General features: G+C 42.8%; 4 protein-coding genes (1 of these 4 only partly in view). All 4 read left to right on the top strand.

Annotated features, from left to right (window positions below; genetic code table 11):
- Tightly spaced (each overlapping or abutting the next), the 4 genes in view from ACLKMH_RS14940 to ACLKMH_RS14925 form a layout consistent with a single transcriptional unit that may run on beyond the window.
- Positions 1–8,436, top strand: the 3' portion of a protein-coding gene (locus ACLKMH_RS14940) for a VCBS domain-containing protein (RefSeq protein WP_413698869.1). Its footprint begins 3,627 nt before the window's first position; the window shows 8,436 of its 12,063 coding nt (coding positions 3,628–12,063); the start codon falls outside the window, past its left edge; its stop codon occupies positions 8,434–8,436.
- Positions 8,433–19,679: a VCBS domain-containing protein gene (locus ACLKMH_RS14935; RefSeq protein ID WP_413698868.1), complete on the top strand. Its 11,247-nt coding sequence runs from the start codon at positions 8,433–8,435 to the stop codon at positions 19,677–19,679. Before ACLKMH_RS14940 ends, ACLKMH_RS14935 begins: the two co-directional genes overlap by 4 nt.
- A complete protein-coding gene (locus ACLKMH_RS14930) occupies positions 19,661–21,037 on the top strand; it encodes an Ig-like domain-containing protein (RefSeq protein ID WP_413702359.1) in 1,377 nt (458 codons plus the stop codon). The genes ACLKMH_RS14935 and ACLKMH_RS14930 overlap by 19 nt, the downstream gene beginning before the upstream one ends.
- Entirely contained in the window at positions 21,006–22,697 is a 1,692-nt protein-coding gene (locus ACLKMH_RS14925; RefSeq protein WP_413698867.1) for an Ig-like domain-containing protein, read from the top strand. The genes ACLKMH_RS14930 and ACLKMH_RS14925 overlap by 32 nt, the downstream gene beginning before the upstream one ends.

Here is a 22,697-nt window from a genome sequence, read left to right as displayed (position 1 = left end):
CCAAGCTTTACCGATGTTGATTTAACGGATGAACATAGCTTCTCAGTAACGCCAATGCCTAATGGACAAGGTTCAGTGAGTATTGATCCAATTTCGGGTCAATATACTTATTCGCCTGGTTCAGATTTCCAAAGCCTAGCATTAGGTGCAACAACAGATGTGAGCTTTGATGTCACCATTGATGATGGTAATGGTGGAGTCGATACGGAAACCGTGATAGTAACCATTACCGGCACCAACGATGCACCCATCTTAACCGTGTCAGATTTAGCAACCGATGAAGAAACCAGTGTTTCCGGTACACCAAGCTTTACCGATATTGATTTAGGTGATACCCATACTTTTTCTGTGACAGCGATGCCAGCAGATCAAGGTTCAGTGAGCATTGATGCGTCAACGGGTGAGTATACCTTTAATCCGGGTACCGATTTCCAAGGTCTTGGTTTAGGTGAAACACAGGACGTCACCTTTGATGTAACAGTCGATGATGGCTTAGGTGGCACAGATACTGAAACCGTGACAGTCACTATTACGGGTACCAATGATTTACCGGAATTAACAGTCACCAATTTAAATGCAATCGAAGATGGTATTGCGGTGGTTGGTAACCCAAGCTTTACCGATGTAGATATCACCGACTCACATTCGTTCTCAGTAACAGCAATGCCTGCTGGACAGGGAACTGTTTCGATTGATAGTGGTAATGGCCAATACACTTATTCTCCCGGTTCAGATTTCCAAAACCTAGCGCTTGGCGTAACGACAGATGTCAGCTTTGATGTCACCATTGATGATGGTAATGGTGGAGTCGATACAGAAACAGTCACGGTGACGATCACTGGCACCAACGATGCACCCGTCTTAACGGCGTCAGATTTAGCAACTGATGAAGAAACCAGTGTTTCCGGCACACCAAGCTTTACCGATATCGATTTAGGCGATACACATACTTTCTCTGTGACGGACATGCCGGCAGATCAAGGTTCAGTCAGCATTGATGCATCAACCGGTGAATATACCTTTAATCCGGGTACAGACTTCCAAGGTCTTGGGTTAGGTGAAACACAGGATGTCACTTTTGATGTGACCGTGGATGATGGTCTAGGCGGCACAGATACTGAAACCGTCACCGTGACGATTACTGGTACCAATGATGCACCTGAATTAACAGTCACCAATTTAAATGCAATCGAAGATGGTGTTGCGGTTGTTGGTAACCCAAGCTTTACCGATGTTGATTTAACGGATGAACATAGCTTCTCAGTAACGCCAATGCCTAATGGACAAGGTTCAGTGAGTATTGATCCAATTTCGGGTCAATATACTTATTCGCCTGGTTCAGATTTCCAAAGCCTAGCATTAGGTGCAACCACAGATGTGAGTTTTGATGTCACCATTGATGATGGTAATGGCGGGACAGATACAGAAACCGTGATAGTAACCATTACCGGCACCAACGATGCGCCAGTATTAACGGTATCAGATTTAGCAACCGATGAAGAAACCAGTGTTTCCGGCACACCAAGCTTTACCGATATCGATTTTGGCGATACCCATACTTTCTCTGTGACGGCCATGCCGGCAGATCAAGGTTCAGTGAGCATTGATGCGTCAACCGGCGAATATACCTTTAATCCAGGCACAGACTTCCAAGGTCTTGGTTTAGGTGAAACGCAGGATGTCACCTTTGATGTAACAGTCGATGATGGTTTAGGTGGCACGGATACTGAAACCGTGACAGTCACTATTACTGGTACCAATGATGCGCCTGAATTAACTGTTACAAACTTAAATGCAATCGAAGATGGTATTGCGGTGGTTGGTAACCCAAGTTTCACCGATGTAGATTTAACCGATGATCATAGCTTCTCAGTAACGCCTATGCCTATTGGGCAAGGTTCAGTGACTATTGATCCAATTTCGGGACAATATACTTATGCTCCCGGTTCGGATTTCCAAAGCTTAGCGCTTGGTGCAACAACCGATGTCAGCTTTGATGTCACCATCGATGATGGTAATGGTGGCACAGATACAGAAACGGTTACTGTGACGATTACCGGCACCAACGATGCACCCATCTTAACCGTGTCAGATTTAGCAACCGATGAAGAAACCAGTGTTTCCGGTACACCAAGCTTTACCGATATTGATTTAGGTGATACCCATACTTTTTCTGTGACAGCCATGCCAGCAGATCAAGGTTCAGTGAGCATTGATGCGTCAACCGGCGAATATACCTTTAATCCAGGCACTGACTTCCAAGGTCTTGCTCTTGGTGAAACGCAGGATGTCACTTTTGATGTAACAGTCGATGATGGTTTAGGTGGCACGGATACTGAAACCGTGACAGTCACTATTACTGGTACCAATGATGCGCCTGAATTAACTGTTACAAACTTAAATGCAATCGAAGATGGTGTTGCGGTGGTTGGTAACCCAAGTTTCACCGATGTAGATTTAACGGATGCTCATAGCTTCTCAGTAACGCCTATGCCTATTGGGCAAGGTTCAGTGACTATTGATCCAATTTCGGGACAATATACTTATGCTCCCGGTTCGGATTTCCAAAGCTTAGCGCTTGGCGTAACGACCGATGTCAGCTTTGATGTCACCATTGATGATGGTAATGGTGGAGTCGATACAGAAACAGTCACGGTGACGATCACTGGCACCAACGATGCACCCGTCTTAACGGCGTCAGATTTAGCAACTGATGAAGAAACCAGTGTTTCCGGCACACCAAGCTTTACCGATATCGATTTAGGCGATACACATACTTTCTCTGTGACGGACATGCCGGCAGATCAAGGTTCAGTCAGCATTGATGCATCAACCGGTGAATATACCTTTAATCCGGGTACAGACTTCCAAGGTCTTGGGTTAGGTGAAACACAGGATGTCACTTTTGATGTGACCGTGGATGATGGTCTAGGCGGCACAGATACTGAAACCGTCACCGTGACGATTACTGGTACCAATGATGCACCTGAATTAACAGTCACCAATTTAAATGCAATCGAAGATGGTGTTGCGGTTGTTGGTAACCCAAGCTTTACCGATGTTGATTTAACGGATGAACATAGCTTCTCAGTAACGCCAATGCCTAATGGACAAGGTTCAGTGAGTATTGATCCAATTTCGGGTCAATATACTTATTCGCCTGGTTCAGATTTCCAAAGCCTAGCATTAGGTGCAACCACAGATGTGAGTTTTGATGTCACCATTGATGATGGTAATGGCGGGACAGATACAGAAACCGTGATAGTAACCATTACCGGCACCAACGATGCGCCAGTATTAACGGTATCAGATTTAGCAACCGATGAAGAAACCAGTGTTTCCGGCACACCAAGCTTTACCGATATCGATTTTGGCGATACCCATACTTTCTCTGTGACGGCCATGCCGGCAGATCAAGGTTCAGTGAGCATTGATGCGTCAACCGGCGAATATACCTTTAATCCAGGCACAGACTTCCAAGGTCTTGGTTTAGGTGAAACGCAGGATGTCACCTTTGATGTAACAGTCGATGATGGTTTAGGTGGCACGGATACTGAAACCGTGACAGTCACTATTACTGGTACCAATGATGCGCCTGAATTAACTGTTACAAACTTAAATGCAATCGAAGATGGTATTGCGGTGGTTGGTAACCCAAGTTTCACCGATGTAGATTTAACCGATGATCATAGCTTCTCAGTAACGCCTATGCCTATTGGGCAAGGTTCAGTGACTATTGATCCAATTTCGGGACAATATACTTATGCTCCCGGTTCGGATTTCCAAAGCTTAGCGCTTGGTGCAACAACCGATGTCAGCTTTGATGTCACCATCGATGATGGTAATGGTGGCACAGATACAGAAACGGTTACTGTGACGATTACCGGCACCAACGATGCACCCATCTTAACCGTGTCAGATTTAGCAACCGATGAAGAAACCAGTGTTTCCGGTACACCAAGCTTTACCGATATTGATTTAGGTGATACCCATACTTTTTCTGTGACAGCCATGCCAGCAGATCAAGGTTCAGTGAGCATTGATGCGTCAACCGGCGAATATACCTTTAATCCAGGCACTGACTTCCAAGGTCTTGCTCTTGGTGAAACGCAGGATGTTACTTTTGATGTTACGGTAGATGATGGTTTAGGGGGCACGGATACTGAAACAGTTACCGTGACTATCACCGGCACTAATGATGCGCCAGAATTAACTGTTACAAACTTAAATGCAATCGAAGATGGTATTGCGGTGGTTGGTAACCCAAGTTTCACCGATGTAGATTTAACCGATGATCATAGCTTCTCAGTAACGCCTATGCCTATTGGGCAAGGTTCAGTGACTATTGATCCAATTTCGGGACAATATACTTATGCTCCCGGTTCGGATTTCCAAAGCTTAGCGCTTGGTGCAACAACCGATGTCAGCTTTGATGTCACCATCGATGATGGTAATGGTGGCACAGATACAGAAACGGTTACTGTGACGATTACCGGCACCAACGATGCACCCATCTTAACCGTGTCAGATTTAGCAACCGATGAAGAAACCAGTGTTTCCGGTACACCAAGCTTTACCGATATTGATTTAGGTGATACCCATACTTTTTCTGTGACAGCCATGCCAGCAGATCAAGGTTCAGTGAGCATTGATGCGTCAACCGGCGAATATACCTTTAATCCAGGCACTGACTTCCAAGGTCTTGCTCTTGGTGAAACGCAGGATGTCACTTTTGATGTAACAGTCGATGATGGTTTAGGTGGCACGGATACTGAAACCGTGACAGTCACTATTACTGGTACCAATGATGCGCCTGAATTAACTGTTACAAACTTAAATGCAATCGAAGATGGTGTTGCGGTGGTTGGTAACCCAAGTTTCACCGATGTAGATTTAACGGATGCTCATAGCTTCTCAGTAACGCCTATGCCTATTGGGCAAGGTTCAGTGACTATTGATCCAATTTCGGGACAATATACTTATGCTCCCGGTTCGGATTTCCAAAGCTTAGCGCTTGGCGTAACGACCGATGTCAGCTTTGATGTCACCATTGATGATGGTAATGGCGGCACAGATACAGAAACGGTTACTGTCACGATTACCGGCACCAACGATGCACCCATCTTAACCGTGTCAGATTTAGCAACCGATGAAGAAACCAGTGTTTCCGGTACACCAAGCTTTACCGATATTGATGACAACAGTTCACATACTTATTCTGTTTCGACTATGCCAGATGGCGAAGGCTCCGTGAGCATTGATGCATCAACGGGTGAATATACCTTTAATCCGGGCACCGATTTCCAAGGTCTTGGTCTCGGTGACACACAGGACGTCACCTTTGATGTGACAGTCGATGATGGTTTAGGTGGCACAGATACTGAAACGGTTACCGTTACTATTACCGGCACTAATGATGCACCTGAATTAACAGTCACCAACTTAAATGCAGATGAAGATGGTATTGCCGTGGTTGGTAACCCAAGCTTTACCGATGTTAATTTAACGGATGAACATAGCTTCTCAGTAACGCCAATGCCTAATGGACAAGGTTCAGTGAGTATTGATCCAATTTCGGGTCAATATACTTATTCGCCTGGTTCAGATTTCCAAAGCCTAGCATTAGGTGCAACCACAGATGTGAGTTTTGATGTCACCATTGATGATGGTAATGGCGGGACAGATACAGAAACCGTGATAGTAACCATTACCGGCACCAACGATGCGCCAGTATTAACGGTATCAGATTTAGCGACCGATGAAGAAACCAGTGTTTCTGGTACACCAAGCTTTACCGATATCGATTTAGGCGATTCACATACTTTCTCTGTCACGGCCATGCCAGCAGATCAAGGCTCAGTGAGCATTGATGCGTCAACGGGCGAATATACCTTTAATCCAGGTACGGATTTCCAAGGTCTTGGTTTAGGTGAAACGCAGGATGTTACTTTTGATGTTACGGTAGATGATGGTTTAGGGGGCACGGATACTGAAACAGTTACCGTGACTATCACCGGCACTAATGATGCGCCAGAATTAACAGTTACAAACTTAAATGCAATTGAAGATGGTGCTTCAGTGGTTGGTAACCCAAGTTTCACCGATGTAGATTTAACCGATGATCATAGCTTCTCAATAACAGCGATGCCAGTTGGACAAGGTTCTGTGGCTATCGATCCAATTTCAGGACAATACACTTATGCTCCAGGTTCTGATTTCCAAAGTTTAGCGCTTGGCGCATCAACCGATTTGAGCTTTGATGTCACGGTTGATGATGGTAATGGCGAGACAGATACTGAAACCGTGACAGTCACAATCACCGGCACCAACGATGCACCCATCTTAACCGTGTCAGATTTAGCAACCGATGAAGAAACCAGTGTTTCCGGTACACCAAGCTTTACCGATATTGATTTAGGCGATACCCATACTTTCTCTGTGACGGCCATGCCGGCAGATCAAGGTTCAGTGAGCATTGATGCGTCAACGGGCGAATATACCTTTAATCCGGGCACCGATTTCCAAGGTCTTGGTCTCGGTGAAACACAGGACGTCACCTTTGATGTGACAGTCGATGATGGTTTAGGTGGCACAGATACTGAAACGGTTACCGTTACTATTACCGGCACTAATGATGCACCTGAATTAACAGTCACCAACTTAAATGCAGATGAAGATGGTATTGCCGTGGTTGGTAACCCAAGCTTTACCGATGTTGATTTAACGGATGAACATAGCTTCTCAGTCACAGCAATGCCAGTTGGGCAAGGCTCTGTTGCTATCGATCCAATTTCAGGGCAATACACTTATGCACCTGGCTCAGATTTCCAAAGCCTAGCGCTTGGCGCAACGACCGATGTGAGTTTTGATGTGACCATCGATGATGGTAATGGCGGCACAGATACTGAAACCGTGACAGTCACAATCACCGGCACCAACGATGCACCCATCTTAACCGTGTCAGATTTAGCAACCGATGAAGAAACCAGTGTTTCTGGGACACCAAGCTTTACCGATATTGATGACAACAGTTCACATACTTATTCTGTTTCGACTATGCCAGATGGCGAAGGCTCCGTGAGCATTGATGCATCAACGGGTGAATATACCTTCAATCCGGGTACCGATTTCCAAGGTCTTGGTCTCGGTGAAACACAGGACGTCACTTTTGATGTGACGGTGGATGATGGGTTAGGTGGCACAGATACTGAAACCGTGACAGTCACGATTACGGGGACTAATGATGCGCCTGAATTAATTGTTACAAACTTAAATGCGATTGAAGATGGTGTTGCAGTGGTTGGTAACCCAAGTTTCACCGATGTAGATATCACTGACTCACATACTTTCTCAGTAACGCCAATGGCAACTGGTCAAGGTTCTGTGACGATTGATCCAATTTCAGGTCAATACACTTTTTCACCTGGCTCAGACTTCCAAAGCTTAGCGCTTGGCGCAACAACAGATGTGAGCTTTGATGTCACCATTGATGATGGTAATGGTGGAGTCGATACGGAAACCGTGATAGTAACCATTACCGGCACCAACGATGCGCCAGTATTAACGGTATCAGATTTAGCGACCGATGAAGAAACCAGTGTTTCCGGTACACCAAGCTTTACCGATATTGATTTAGGCGATACCCATACTTTCTCTGTGACAGCGATGCCTGCAGATCAAGGCTCTGTCAGCATTGATGCATCAACGGGTGAATATACCTTTAACCCTGGCACCGATTTCCAAGGTCTTGGTCTCGGGGAAACACAGGATGTCACTTTTGATGTAACAGTCGATGATGGCTTAGGGGGCACAGATACTGAAACCGTCACAGTGACGATTACTGGTGCCAATGGTCTACCTGAATTAACCGTTACCAATTTAAATGCAATCGAAGATGGTGTTGCGGTTGTTGGTAACCCAAGTTTCACCGATGTAGATATCACTGACTCACATACTTTCTCAGTAACGCCAATGGCAACTGGTCAAGGTTCTGTGACGATTGATCCAATTTCAGGTCAATACACTTTTTCACCTGGCTCAGACTTCCAAAGCTTAGCGCTTGGCGTAACGACAGATGTCAGCTTTGATGTCACCATTGATGATGGTAATGGTGCAGTTGATACAGAAACTGTCACCGTAACTATTACGGGCACCAACGATGCGCCAATCTTAACCGTGTCAGATTTAGCGACCGATGAAGAAACCAGTGTTTCCGGTACAGCAAGCTTTACCGATATTGATTTAGGCGATACCCATACTTTCTCAGTGACAGCGATGCCAGCAGATCAAGGTTCAGTGAGCATTGATGCGTCAACGGGTGAATATACCTTTAATCCGGGTACTGACTTCCAAGGTCTTGGGTTAGGTGAAACACAGGATGTGACTTTTGATGTAACAGTCGATGATGGTTTAGGGGGACTGATACTGAAACTGTGACTGTCACTATTACTGGTACCAATGATGCGCCTGAATTAACAGTCTCCAATTTAAATGCAATCGAAGATGGTGTTGCGGTGGTTGGTAACCCAAGTTTCACCGATGTAGATTTAACGGATGATCATAGCTTCTCAGTAACGCCTATACCTATTGGGCAAGGTTCAGTGACGATTGATCCAATTTCGGGACAATATACTTATTCACCAGGTTCAGATTTCCAAAGCTTAGCATTAGGCGCAACGACCGATGTGAGTTTTGATGTTACCATTGATGATGGTAATGGCGGAACAGATACTGAAACGGTTACTGTGACGATTACCGGCACCAACGATGCGCCAATATTAACGGTATCAGATTTAGCAACCGATGAAGAAACCAGTGTTTCCGGTACAGCAAGCTTTAGCGATATTGATTTAGGCGATAGCCATACTTTCTCAGTGACAGCGATGCCAGCAGATCAAGGCTCTGTGAGCATCGATGCGTCAACAGGTAAGTATACCTTTAATCCTGGCACCGACTTCCAAGGTCTTGGGTTAGGTGATACACAGGATGTGACTTTTGATGTAACAGTCGATGATGGTTTAGGGGGGACTGATACTGAAACTGTGACTGTCACTATTACTGGTACCAATGATGCGCCTGAATTAACAGTCTCCAATTTAAATGCAATCGAAGATGGTGTTGCCGTGGTTGGTAACCCAAGCTTTACGGATGTTGATTTAACCGATCAACATAGCTTCTCAGTCACAGCAATGCCTGCTGGGCAAGGTTCAGTGAGTATTGATCCAATCTCAGGCCAATATACTTATTCACCCGGTTCAGATTTCCAAAGCCTAGCGCTTGGCGCAACGACCGATGTGAGTTTTGATGTCACCATTGATGATGGTAATGGTGGAGTTGATACAGAAACTGTCACCGTCACTATTACCGGTACCAACGATGCGCCAATTTTAACGGTATCAGATTTAGCAACCGATGAAGAAACCAGTGTTTCCGGTACAGCAAGCTTTACCGATATTGATTTAGGCGATACCCATACTTTCTCTGTGACGGCCATGCCGGCAGATCAAGGTTCAGTGAGCATTGATGCGTCAACGGGTGAATATACCTTTAATCCGGGTACTGACTTCCAAGGTCTTGGGTTAGGTGAAACACAGGATGTGACTTTTGATGTAACAGTCGATGATGGTTTAGGGGGGACTGATACTGAAACTGTGACTGTCACTATTACTGGTACCAATGATGCGCCTGAATTAACAGTCTCCAATTTAAATGCAATCGAAGATGGTGTTGCGGTGGTTGGTAACCCAAGTTTCACCGATGTAGATTTAACGGATGATCATAGCTTCTCAGTAACGCCTATGCCTATTGGGCAAGGTTCAGTGACGATTGATCCAATTTCGGGACAATATACTTATTCACCAGGTTCAGATTTCCAAAGCTTAGCATTAGGCGCAACGACCGATGTGAGTTTTGATGTTACCATTGATGATGGTAATGGCGGAACAGATACTGAAACGGTTACTGTGACGATTACCGGCACCAACGATGCGCCAATATTAACGGTATCAGATTTAGCAACCGATGAAGAAACCAGTGTTTCCGGTACAGCAAGCTTTAGCGATATTGATGACAACAGTTCACACACTTATTCAGTTTCTGCTATGCCTGATGGAGAAGGCTCAGTCACTATTGATCCTGCTTCAGGTGAATATACCTTTGATCCAGAATCTGATTTCCAATATTTAGCGGTTGGTGAAAGTAAAGACGTGACTTTTGATGTGACTATTGATGATGGTGAAGGTGGTACAGATACTCAAACTGTTACCGTTACTATTACCGGCACCAACGATGATCCAACATTAAGTTATGCGCCGAATGTTGCTGAAGAAGATGGTGATGTTATTACTGGTTTGCCATCACTTGCTGATGCTGACTTCAGCGATGATCATACTTTCTCAGTATCAGACATGCCTGCAGGACAAGGAACTGTGTCAATTGATAGTGGCACAGGTCAATACACTTATAACCCAGGTGCAGATTTCCAAAGCTTGTCAGTTGGTGACTCAGAAGCAGTCAGTTTTGTGGTTACCGTTGATGATGAAAATGGTGGTGTTGTTACTGAAACCGTGAATATTACAGTGACCGGTACCAATGATAAACCTGAATTAACTGTTGTTGACTTATTAGTTGATGAAGATGCATCACCTGTTTCAGGTACAGTGACCTTTGATGATATCGATGCTAATGATACACATACTTTTACAGTCACTCCGATGACAACTGGTCAAGGTACAGTCAGTATTGATCCTAATTCTGGTGAATACACCTTTGACCCTGGTACTGATTTCCAAGGTTTAGTCGCAGGTGAAACACAAGAAGTTACTTTTGATGTGACCATTGATGATGGTGAAGGTGGTACAGATACTCAAACTGTTACTGTTACTATTACCGGCACCAACGATGGTCCAACTCTAAGTTATGCGCCGAATGTTGCTGAAGAAGATGGCAATGTTATTACTGGTTTGCCATCACTTGCTGATGCTGACTTAAGTGATGATCATACTTTCTCTGTATCAGACATGCCTGCAGGTCAAGGGACTGTTTCGATTGATAGTGGCACAGGTCAGTACACTTATAACCCAGGTACAGATTTCCAAAACTTGTCAGTTGGTGACTCTGATGTAGTCAGTTTTGTGGTTACCGTTGATGATGAAAATGGTGGTGTTGTTACTGAAACCGTGAATATAACAGTGACCGGTACCAATGATAAACCTGAATTAACTGTTGTTGACTTAGCAGTTGATGAAGACGCCGCACCTGTTTCAGGTACAGTGACCTTTGATGATATCGATGCTAATGATACACACACTTTTACAGTCACTCCGATGACAACTGGTCAAGGTACAGTCAGTATTGATCCTAATTCTGGTGAATACACCTTTGACCCTGGTACTGATTTCCAAGGTTTAGTCGCAGGTGAAACACAGGATGTGACTTTTGATGTAACCATAGATGATGGTAACGGTGGAACCGATACTGAAACTGTGACGGTAACTATTACCGGAACTAATGATGCGCCTGTATTATCGGTTACTAATTTATCTGCTGATGAAGATGGTATTGCGGTTGTTGGTAATTCAAGCTTCACCGATGTTGATTTAACGGATGATCATAGCTTTTCAGTTACTGCAATGCCTGCAGGTCAAGGCACTGTGTCAATTGATAGCGGAACAGGTCAGTACACTTATAACCCTGGTTCAGATTTCCAAAGCCTGGGTTTAGATGAAACGCAAGATGTTAGTTTTGATGTAACAGTTGATGACGGCAACGGTGGAACAGATACCGAAACTGTCACTGTCACTATTACCGGTACAAATGATGACCCAGTGTTAACTGTTTCAGATTTAGCGACCGATGAAGAAACAGCTGTTTCCGGTACATCAAGCTTTACTGAAATAGACTTAACAGATTCGCATAGCTTCTCAGTAACACCAATGCCTGCAGGTCAAGGTACGGTAAGTATTAATGCTTCAAGTGGTGAATATACCTTTACACCAGGTTCTGATTTCCAAAGCCTTGCTGTAGGCGAAACTCAGGATGTCACTTTTGATGTGACCATTGATGATGGTAACGGTGGAACAGATACAGAAACTGTGACGGTAACTATTACCGGAACCAACGACGCGCCTGTATTATCTGTCACTAATTTATCTGCCGATGAAGACGGTGTTGCGGTTGTTGGTAATCCAAGTTTCACTGATCTTGATTTAACGGATGATCATAGCTTTTCAGTTACTGCAATGCCTGCAGGTCAAGGCACTGTGTCAATTGATAGCGGTACAGGCCAGTACACTTATAACCCTGGTTCAGATTTCCAAAGCCTTGGTTTAGATGAAACGCAAGATGTTAGTTTTGACGTAACAGTTGATGACGGCAACGGTGGAACAGATACCGAAACTGTTACTGTCACTATAACTGGTACAAATGATGTGCCAGTTATTAGTGTTTCTGATTTAGTCGCTAGTGAAGACGGTTCTTCTGTACGAGGGACTGCAAGTTTCACAGATGTTGATATCACTGATAGCCATAGATTTTCAGTAACCTCATTAGCATCAGGTGAAGGCTCAGTCAGAATTAATGCAAATAACGGCAGATATACTTACAGCCCAGGTTCTGATTTCCAGAGTCTTGCTTTGGGAGTAACTGCCGAAGTCAGTTTTGATGTAACGGTTGATGATGGTAATGGCGGAACAGACACTGAAACCGTCACTGTAACAATCACTGGTACTAATGATGCACCGATTTTAAGCATAACTGATTTAGCCGCTAATGAAGATGGTGTAGCGGTAATAGGTAATGCAAGTTTTACTGATGTTGACCTTGGTGATTCACATACTTATTCGGTCACTTCTATGCCAGACGGGCAAGGTACAGTATCGATTGATAGTGGAACAGGGCAATATATTTATGATCCTGGTACTGATTTCCAAACCTTAGCAGTAGGCGAAACAACTAATGTTACTTTTGATATCACTGTTGATGATGGTTTAGGTGGTACAGATACTGAAACGGTGACTGTCATCATTACGGGTACAAACGATTCACCGGTTCTTAGCGTTGAAAATATAGCTACAACTGAAGATGGTGCGACTGTTAGTGGAAACGCAAGCTTTACTGAAATAGATATCGATCCTGATGACTTCCATATCTATTCAGTTTCTACATTACCGGCAAATCAAGGTGTTGTCACAATCGATGAATCGACTGGTGAATATACCTATAAACCAGGTAAAAATTTCCAAAGTTTATCAACGGGTGAAACTACAAATATTAGTTTCGATGTCACTATCGTTGATGGCCAAGGTGGATCAGATACAGAAACTATCACTGTTACTATCACCGGGACAAATGATGCACCAGAATTAACAGTTAATCCTATTTCTGCGACGGAAGATGGCGCTTCAGTAACCGGTAGTTCAACTTTTGCTGATGTTGATTCAAATGATGTTCACTTTTACTCTGTAAGCTTAATGCCAGATAATCAAGGTTCGGTTGGCATAGATGTTTTAACTGGGCAATACACTTATAGCCCAGATTCAGACTTTCAGTATCTTTCTGAAGGCGCAACGACCAATGTCACTTTTGATGTGACGGTTTATGATGGGCAAGGTGGTTCTGATACCGAAACAGTGACTGTTACTATTACTGGTACCAATGATGCGCCAGTGTTAACACTTGTTCCGATTGTCGCAGTTGAAAATGGAGGTTCAGTTTCTGCCACAGCAAGTTTTACAGATGTTGATACAGGTGATGCGCATTCTTATTCTGTTTCACCAATGTTAGCGGGTCAAGGTACTGTTAGTATCAATGCTTCAACGGGTGAATATACTTACAATACTGGTAAAGATTTCGAAAGCTTAGCTGAAGGCGAAACGACGACTGTTAGTTTTGTTGTGATGGTTGATGATGGCCAGGGAGGAACAGATTCTGAAACAGTGACGGTTACCATCACAGGAACCAATGACACACCAGAAATATTCCTTACGGCTACAGATCTTACAGCAACTGAAGATGGCAGTGTTGTTACAGGTACTGCAAGTTATAATGATGTTGATACAGTTGATATCCATACTTACTCAGTTACGCCAATGCCAGTTGGACAAGGGTTTGTTTCAATAGATAGTAACTCAGGCGATTATACATTTGATCCTGGCAGTGATTTCCAAAGTCTTGCACTTGGTGCGACAGCAAATGTTACTTTTGATGTCATTGCTGATGATGGACAGGGTGGTACAGACGTAGAAACAGTGACGGTTACAATAACAGGTACTAATGATGCGCCTGAATTAACTATTACTAATCTTGCAACGATAGAAAATGCTGGCGCGGTTACTGGTAGTGCAAGCTTTACAGATGTCGATACAGGTGATGCCCATATTTATTCGGTATCATCACTTCCTAGTAATCAAGGTAGTGTTTCTATCAATGCTTCAACTGGTGTTTATACCTACAACAGTGGCAATAATTTTGAATATTTGGCAGAGGGGGACACGGCTGTTGTTACTTTTGATGTCACTATTAATGATAGAAAAGGTGGCACAGATACTGAAACGGTGACAGTTACTATTACTGGTACCAATGATGCGCCAACCATAGAGGTGTCTGCTTTAGCCGTAAACGAAGATGGGATTGCAGTAACAGGTACTGCAACTTTTGATGATATCGATGTTGATGCTAGTGATACGCATACTTACTCAGTGACGCCAATGTCTGAAAACCAAGGTTTTGTAAGAATTGATGAAACAACGGGTGTGTATACTTATGATCCTGGTTCTGATTTCCAAAGCCTTGCTGTTGGGCGAACAACAACCGTTTCTTTTGATGTCACTGTACATGATAGCGAAGGTGGATCGTCAACTAAAACGGTTAATGTGATCATTACAGGAACCAATGATCTCCCTGAATTAGAAGTTACCAATATTAATGCAACAGAAGATGGGGCAAGTGTTACAGGGCTTCCTAGCTTTACTGATGTTGATACAGGGGACGCACATGCTTATTCTGTTAGCACAATGGCATCCGGAGAAGGTAGTGTTTCAATTTATGCATCAACAGGACAATATACCTACAATCCTGGAGATGATTTCCAAAGTTTAGCGGTTGGTGAAACAGCTCAAGTAAGCTTTGATGTTACTGTCACAGATACTAACTCAGGTTCAACGACTGAAACTGTTACAGTTACCATTACGGGCACAAATGACGATCCTATTTTAAGTGTTACCGATCTAGCAGTAATGGAGGATGATTCAAGTATTCAAGGTAGCGCAAGTTTTGATGATGCTGATCTCAGCGATACACATTTTTACTCTGTAACACCTATGCCTGCGAATCAAGGTATTGTCACTATTGATTCTACCACTGGAATTTATACCTATGATCCTGATTCAGACTTCCAGTATCTCGCTGAAGGTGAAACAACCCAAGTCACTTTTGATATTACCGTTGATGATGGCGAAGGCGGTACTGATACCGAAACCGTCACTGTCACGATCACTGGAAGTAATGATACGCCAATTTTAACAGTCACAGATCTTGATGTTATGGAAGACGGCGTTGCGATCACAGGCACGCCAACATTCACCGACTTGGATTTAAATGATGCTCACGCTTACTCTGTTAGCTCAATGCCTGATGGACAGGGCAGTGTCAGTATTTTAGCCTCTACGGGAGAATATACTTACAATCCTGGCAGTGATTTCCAAAATCTTGCTGAAGATGTTACTACAGAAGTGAGTTTTGATATTACTGTAACAGATGTAAATGGTGCTATTGATACTGAAACAGTAACGGTAACGATTACAGGCACTAATGATGAGCCTGAATTAAGATTGACAGAGATTGGTTTAAGCGAAGGTGGGGCGACTATCACTGGTTCAGGAAGTTTTACCGATGTTGATGATGGCGATATTCACGTATATTCAGTAACACAAATGCCTGCAGGAGAAGGTTCTGTCAGTATTGATGCTTCAACAGGGGAATATACCTATCGTCCAGGTTCAGATTTCGATGGGTTAGCGACAGGTGAAACTGCCGTCGTTACCTTTGATATCACAGTACATGATGGGCAAGGTGGCACAGATACTAGAACCGAAAGTATTACCATCACAGGACCGGATGGGGGATTATCTTTTACCGATTACAATGGAAACCATCAACCATTCTTAACCGTTGAAGACATCTCAGCCACTGAAGACGGTGGTATTATAACCGGCAATTCAATTGTATCTGATGTAGATACTGATGATGTCCACACATATACAGTTACATCAATGCCCGCAGGACAAGGGTCAGTAACAATTGATCAAGATACGGGCGAATATACCTTTGATCCAGGAAATGACTTCCAAGAATTAGCCGCAGGTGCAACCACAGATGTAACCTTTGATGTAACGGTTAATGATGGCAATGGAGGAACAGATACTGAAACGGTTACTGTTACAATTACCGGCACAAATGATGATGTTCAGCTAAACGTAACAGATATCAATGCTAACGAAGATGGAGCAAGTGTTACAGATACAGCAAGCTTTACTGATGTTGATCTTGGTGATGCACATTTCTTTTCGGTTACTGCAATGCCAGAAAATCAAGGTTCAGTGAGCATTTCTGCATCAACAGGGGAATATACTTTTAACCCTGGCACCGACTTTCAATATTTAGCTTTGAATGAAACCGTTGATGTTAGTTTTGATATCACTGTGTCCGATGGTCAAGGTAGTACGGAGACTGAAACGGTTACTGTTACTGTGACGGGTGCTAATGATGATCCAATATTAACCATAGCAGATATACAAGCCGTTGAAGATGGACCAGATATCACTGGAACAGCTACCTTTGAAGACTTAGATGTTATTGACATCCATACATTTTCAGTCTCATCAATGTTACCAGGTCAAGGTAGCGTAAGCATTGATGCATCAACAGGAGACTTTATTTATAGCCCTGGAAATGATTTCCAAAGCTTAGCGACTGGTGATACAACAGATGTTACCTTTGATGTTACTGTTGATGATGGAAATGGTGGCATAGATACACAAACTGTTACCGTCACTATTACGGGAAGTAATGAAAATGCGGTATTAACTGTTGAAAATCTTGAAGCAACAGAGGATGGTGCTTCGGTTTCTTCTACACCAACATTTACTGATACTGATTTAGGTGATGCACATTTCTACTCTGTAACCGCTATGCCAGCAGGGCAAGGTTCTGTCAGTATTTTAGCCTCAACTGGCGAATATACTTACAATCCAGGCTCAGATTTCCAAAGCCTTGCTGTTGGTGACACAGCCGTTGTGAGTTTTGATGTGACAGTGGATGACAGAGAAGGTGGCGCCGCCACTGAAACCGTTTATGTTACGATCACAGGCACAAATGATGCGCCTAAACTTTCTGTTTCTTCACTTAGTACAACTGAAGATGGTTCGGCTGTAACTGGGAATGCTACATCTACAGATGTCGATTCTGGAGATACGCATACTTACTCAGTTGAGCCAATGCCAGTGGGTCAAGGAACGGTTAGTATTGATGCCTCCTCTGGTGATTATACCTTTGATCCAGGTACTGACTTCCAATATCTTGCTGAAGGTGCAACAACCACGGTTACTTTTGATGTGAAAGTAACCGACGATAATGGTGCAACAGATACTAAAGCAGTATCTGTCACAATTACCGGGACAAATGATGCGCCTATCCTGACTATTGAGCCGATTGAAATTAGTGAAGATGAAGCTTCTGTTAATGGCACTTCAAGTTTAATTGATGTCGATTCAGATGATCTGCATTTCTATTCGGTTACGCCAGTGCTTGCAAGCGAAGGATCTGTCAGTATTCTTTCATCTACTGGAGAATACACTTATAAACCAGGCAATAACTTCCAGAGTCTTGCAGAAGGTGAAACTGCTATTGTTAGTTTTGATGTTACTGTAGAAGATGGCCAAGGCGTCACAGATACAGAAACCGTCACTGTGACAATAACCGGTAGTAATGATCAACCAATTTTGAGTGTTGTTGATTTATCAACTTCGGAAGATGGTAGTCCCGTTACTGGCTCTGTGACTTTTGAGGATATAGATACATCAGACGTGCATTCATTTACTGTCAGTGCAATGCCTGCTGGTCAAGGTACTGTGTCCATTGATTCTGTAACGGGAGATTATACTTTTGATCCAGGTACTGACTTCCAAAGTTTACCTGTCGGTGTGACAACAGATGTAACTTTTGATGTGACCATTGATGATGGTAAAGGCGGTACGGCGACGGAAACTGTCACCGTTTCTATTACCGGAACGAATGATGCGCCAGTATTGACCGTTGTTGATATTGAAGCGACTGAAGACGGTGGAGCTATCACAAATATAGCTAGCTTTGAAGGGATTGATATTGGTGATGCGCATTCATATGCAGTCACGTCAATGGATCCAGGTGAAGGCTCTGTTAGTATTTTTGCTTCTACAGGAGAATATACCTATAACCCAGGAACAGATTTCCAGAACTTAGCTGTGGGTGAGTCTCAAGTTGTTAGTTTTGATGTCACTGTTAGTGATGGAAAAGGTGGCTCTGATACTGAAACAGTCTTTGTCACTGTGACAGGAACAAATGATTTACCTGAGTTAACTGTGACTGACCTAGTCGCAAATGAAGATGGCAGTAGTGTTTCTGGTAGTGTTATTTTAGATGATCTTGATACGTCTGATGAACATACCTTTACTGTGAGTGATATGCCAGAAGGCCAAGGTTCAGTGACGATTGATTCAGTGACAGGGGAATATACCTTTGATCCTGGTTCAGATTTCCAATATCTAGCTGTAGGTGCAACTACTGACGTTAGCTTTGATGTGACAGTAAATGATGGTAACGGTGGAGTGGTAAGCGAAACCATCACTGTTACTGTGACCGGAACTAATGATACACCTGACTTAACAGTCACACCACTTGATGCGGTAGAAGACAGTGGCGTTTCGGTAACGGGTTATGCAACGCTTGATGGAATAGATGCAGGCGATGCACATTTCTATACCTTATCCTCTGTGATGCCAGCGAGCGAAGGTACCGTCACTATTGATGCAACAACAGGTGAATATGTTTATGACCTTGGTGATAACTTCCAAAGCCTTGCACAGGGTGAAACTACCGAAGTGACTTTTGATGTAACGGCGGATGATGGTAAGGGCGGTGTACAAACAGAAACCGTTGTGGTGACTATCACAGGTACTAATGATGGGCCTACTGCTTTTGCTGATACGGATGTTGTTGATGAAAACTTAACGGTTATTGTTGATGTATTAGCGAATGATACTGATATCGATATTATCGATGAATTTACTATCGATGCGGTTTCTGCGCCAAAAGGCACAGTGAGTGTGAATGCCTCAAATCAACTAGTATTTGAAGCGAATGCCACTGATTTTGATCATTTAGAAGCAGGCCAAACGGAAGTTGTTGTAGTCAGTTATGATATGAGCGACCCATTTGGCGGAACTTCAAGTAGTACAGCAACTATTACTATCACAGGTACTAACGACATTCCTGTCGCCGTTGCAGATACAGGAGCTGTAAATGAAAACGCTACTGTCACTATTGATGTTTTAGCTAATGATACCGATGCAGATGATAACCATAGCTTCTCGCTTGATTTAGTCACAGCACCTAAAGGGACGCAACGATTGTTAATAACCAATTAGTATTTGATGCCTCTGACTTTGAATACCTAGAAGCAGGTGAAACTGAAGAAGTTATTGTCACTTATACGATGAGTGATGAAGATGGAGCAGAATCCATTTCTTCTGTCACTATTACCGTTACTGGTACAAACGATGCGCCAACGGCTGTTGTTGATAGTGCAAATGTTGATGAAAATCTCAGTGTAACCCTTGATGTGCTAGCTAATGATATTGATGTAGATAATAACCATACCTTGACACTCGACTCTGTTTCGTCGCCTAAAGGCACTGCAAATATCAGTAGCAATCAACTTGTGTTCACCGCAAGTGCAACTGACTTTGATTATTTAGGTTTAGGGCAAACTGAAAATGTTGTTGTTACTTATGTCATGAGTGATGAAGATGGAGCGCAATCAACCTCAACAGCCACAATTACAATCACAGGAACTAATGATTTACCAACTGCGGTTGCTGATGTTGGTGCTGTTGCAGAAAGTACAAGTATTACTGTTGATGTACTCGCTAACGATACCGATCTAGATGCTAACCATATCTTTACTTTGGATAATGTTACTGCAGATAAAGGTAGTGCAACAATCGATGCTAACAACCAACTTGTATTTACAGCTGATAGCGCTGATTTTGAGTATTTAGCAGAAGGGCAATCGGAAGTTGTTGTAGTTACCTACGAGATGCGTGATGAATTGGGTGAAAGCTCAACAAGTACTGCGACTATTACTGTCACGGGTACTAACGGTGCACCAATTGCCGTTGCTGATGTTGACCTTGTGCAAGAAGATTCTAGTGTTACGGTTGATGTCTTAAGCAATGATTCTGATTTAGATAATAATACAACATTAACGTTAGATTCAGTTTCTACGCCAAAAGGCTCTGCAACGATTTCTGCTAATCAATTAGTCTTTACTGCTACTGATTTTGACCATTTAGATGAAGGTCAAACTGAAGATGTCGTTGTGACCTATATTATTAGTGATGAAAATGGTGCGACTGCAACAAGCACAGTTACTATTACTGTCACTGGTACTAATGATACGCCAATTGCAGTGGCAGATGCGGAAACAGTTTCTGAAAACTCAAGTGTTACCCTTGATGTGCTTACTAATGATATTGATTTAGACAGTAATCATACCTTTACACTTGATTATGTTTCATCGCCTAAAGGAACGGCAGAGATTAATGCAAATCAGTTAGTCTTTAGCGTTAGTGCCACTGAATTTGCATATTTAGGACTAGGACAATCTGAAGATGTTATCGTTACTTATGAAATGAGTGACGAAAATGGTGAGACTTCAACAAGCACAGCGACTATTACAGTTACGGGTACTAATGCTCGCGCCAACTGCGGTTGCAGATATTGATGTGGTAAACGAAGATGTTAGTGTGATTGTTGATGTTCTGGCTAATGATACTGATTTAGATGCTAATCACGCATTTACATTAGATACTGTGTCATCAGAAAAAGGCTCGGTCAGTATCAATGCTAATCAACTCGAATTTACCGCTGTTGGTTTTGATTATTTACAAGTCGGACAAACTGAAGACGTTATTGTTAATTATGAAATGAGTGATGAAAATGGGGTAACTTCAACAAGTATTGTGACGATAACAGTTACAGGCACTAATGATGCTCCGATTGCAGTCGCTGATACAGGTACTGTTGATGAAGATTCAACGGTAACACTTGATGTTCTTTCTAATGATACTGATTTAGATAATAACCATAGCTTGTCACTTGATTCAGCGACAACGCCAAAAGGCTCTGTAAGCATTAATTCAAGTAACCAATTAGTATTCACTGCAAGTGGCTTTGACCACTTAGGTTTTGGTGAAACTGAAAATGTACTGGTCACTTATATAATGAGTGATGAATATGGTGAAACATCAACCAATACAGTTACAATTACTGTCACTGGGACAAATGATGCTCCTACTGCGGTGCTTGATTCTGATGTCGTTGATGAAAATGAAATTGTCACAGTTGATCTTCTTTTGAATGATATTGACCTGGATGATAACCATGTTTTCACACTCGACTCAGTGGTAAGCGATAAGGGTGATCTAAGCATTAATAGTAATAACCAGTTAGTCTTTACAGCCAACGCGACTGATTTTGATCATTTACAACTTGGACAGACAGAGCAAGTTGTAGTTACTTATATCATGAGTGATGAAGCAAATGTTTCTTCTTCAAGTACTGTCACTATTACAGTTACTGGTACTAACGATATACCTGTTGCAGTTGCTGATACAGGAGCCGTTGTTGAGAACGAAACTGTGACGATTGATGTGTTATCTAATGATACTGATCTAGATGATAGTCATATCTTTACTTTGGTCTCTGTTACTGTTGATAAAGGGTTAGCTTCGATTGATTCAAATAATCAACTCGTATTTAGTGCCACTGAGTTTGATTATTTAGATCTTGGTGAAACAGAAGATGTCGTAGTTAGTTATATTATGAGCGATGAAAACGGAGCTACGTCGACATCTTCTGTTGTAATTACTGTCACTGGAACAGCTAATGCGCCTGAAGTCTCGACATTAACAACACAAAGCATTGCGAGTAATGACTTATTTGTAGGAGGAGATAGTTCAGATACTCTTATTGTAGGTTTAGGTGATGATACTGTTACTGGTGATTCTGGTGCCAATACCTTTGTTTGGCAAAGTGGTGACACTGGAACAGATCATATCACCAACTTTAGTGCTTCTGAAGGCGATGCTATTGACCTTAGTGATATATTACATGTTGATGATACTCATACCTTAAATGACTATTTACATCTTTCTTCAGATGGTACTAATACAACCTTAGAAATTTTTGTTGATGGTGATGCAAATGAAGAGGGCATTGTAGAACAAACCATTATTCTTGATGGTGTTAATACCGATAGCGTATTTGTTGTGAATAATTTATTTGATGGAGAAAGTACAGGACCATTGATAATAGTTGATGATCAAACAGCCGATTACAGTAATGGTGTTATTGTTCAAGTACCTGATGAACAACATTTATAA

Source organism: Psychromonas sp. KJ10-10 (assembly GCF_047323245.1).
Classification (GTDB): domain Bacteria; phylum Pseudomonadota; class Gammaproteobacteria; order Enterobacterales; family Psychromonadaceae; genus Psychromonas.
This window is presented reverse-complemented; position numbering and strand designations above follow the sequence as displayed.

Bases quoted from the DNA above. Each gene is read 5' to 3' on its own strand.
- ACLKMH_RS14925 (WP_413698867.1), top strand. From the start codon at position 21,006: ATGCTCGCGCCAACTGCGGTTGCAGATATTGATGTGGTAAACGAAGAT.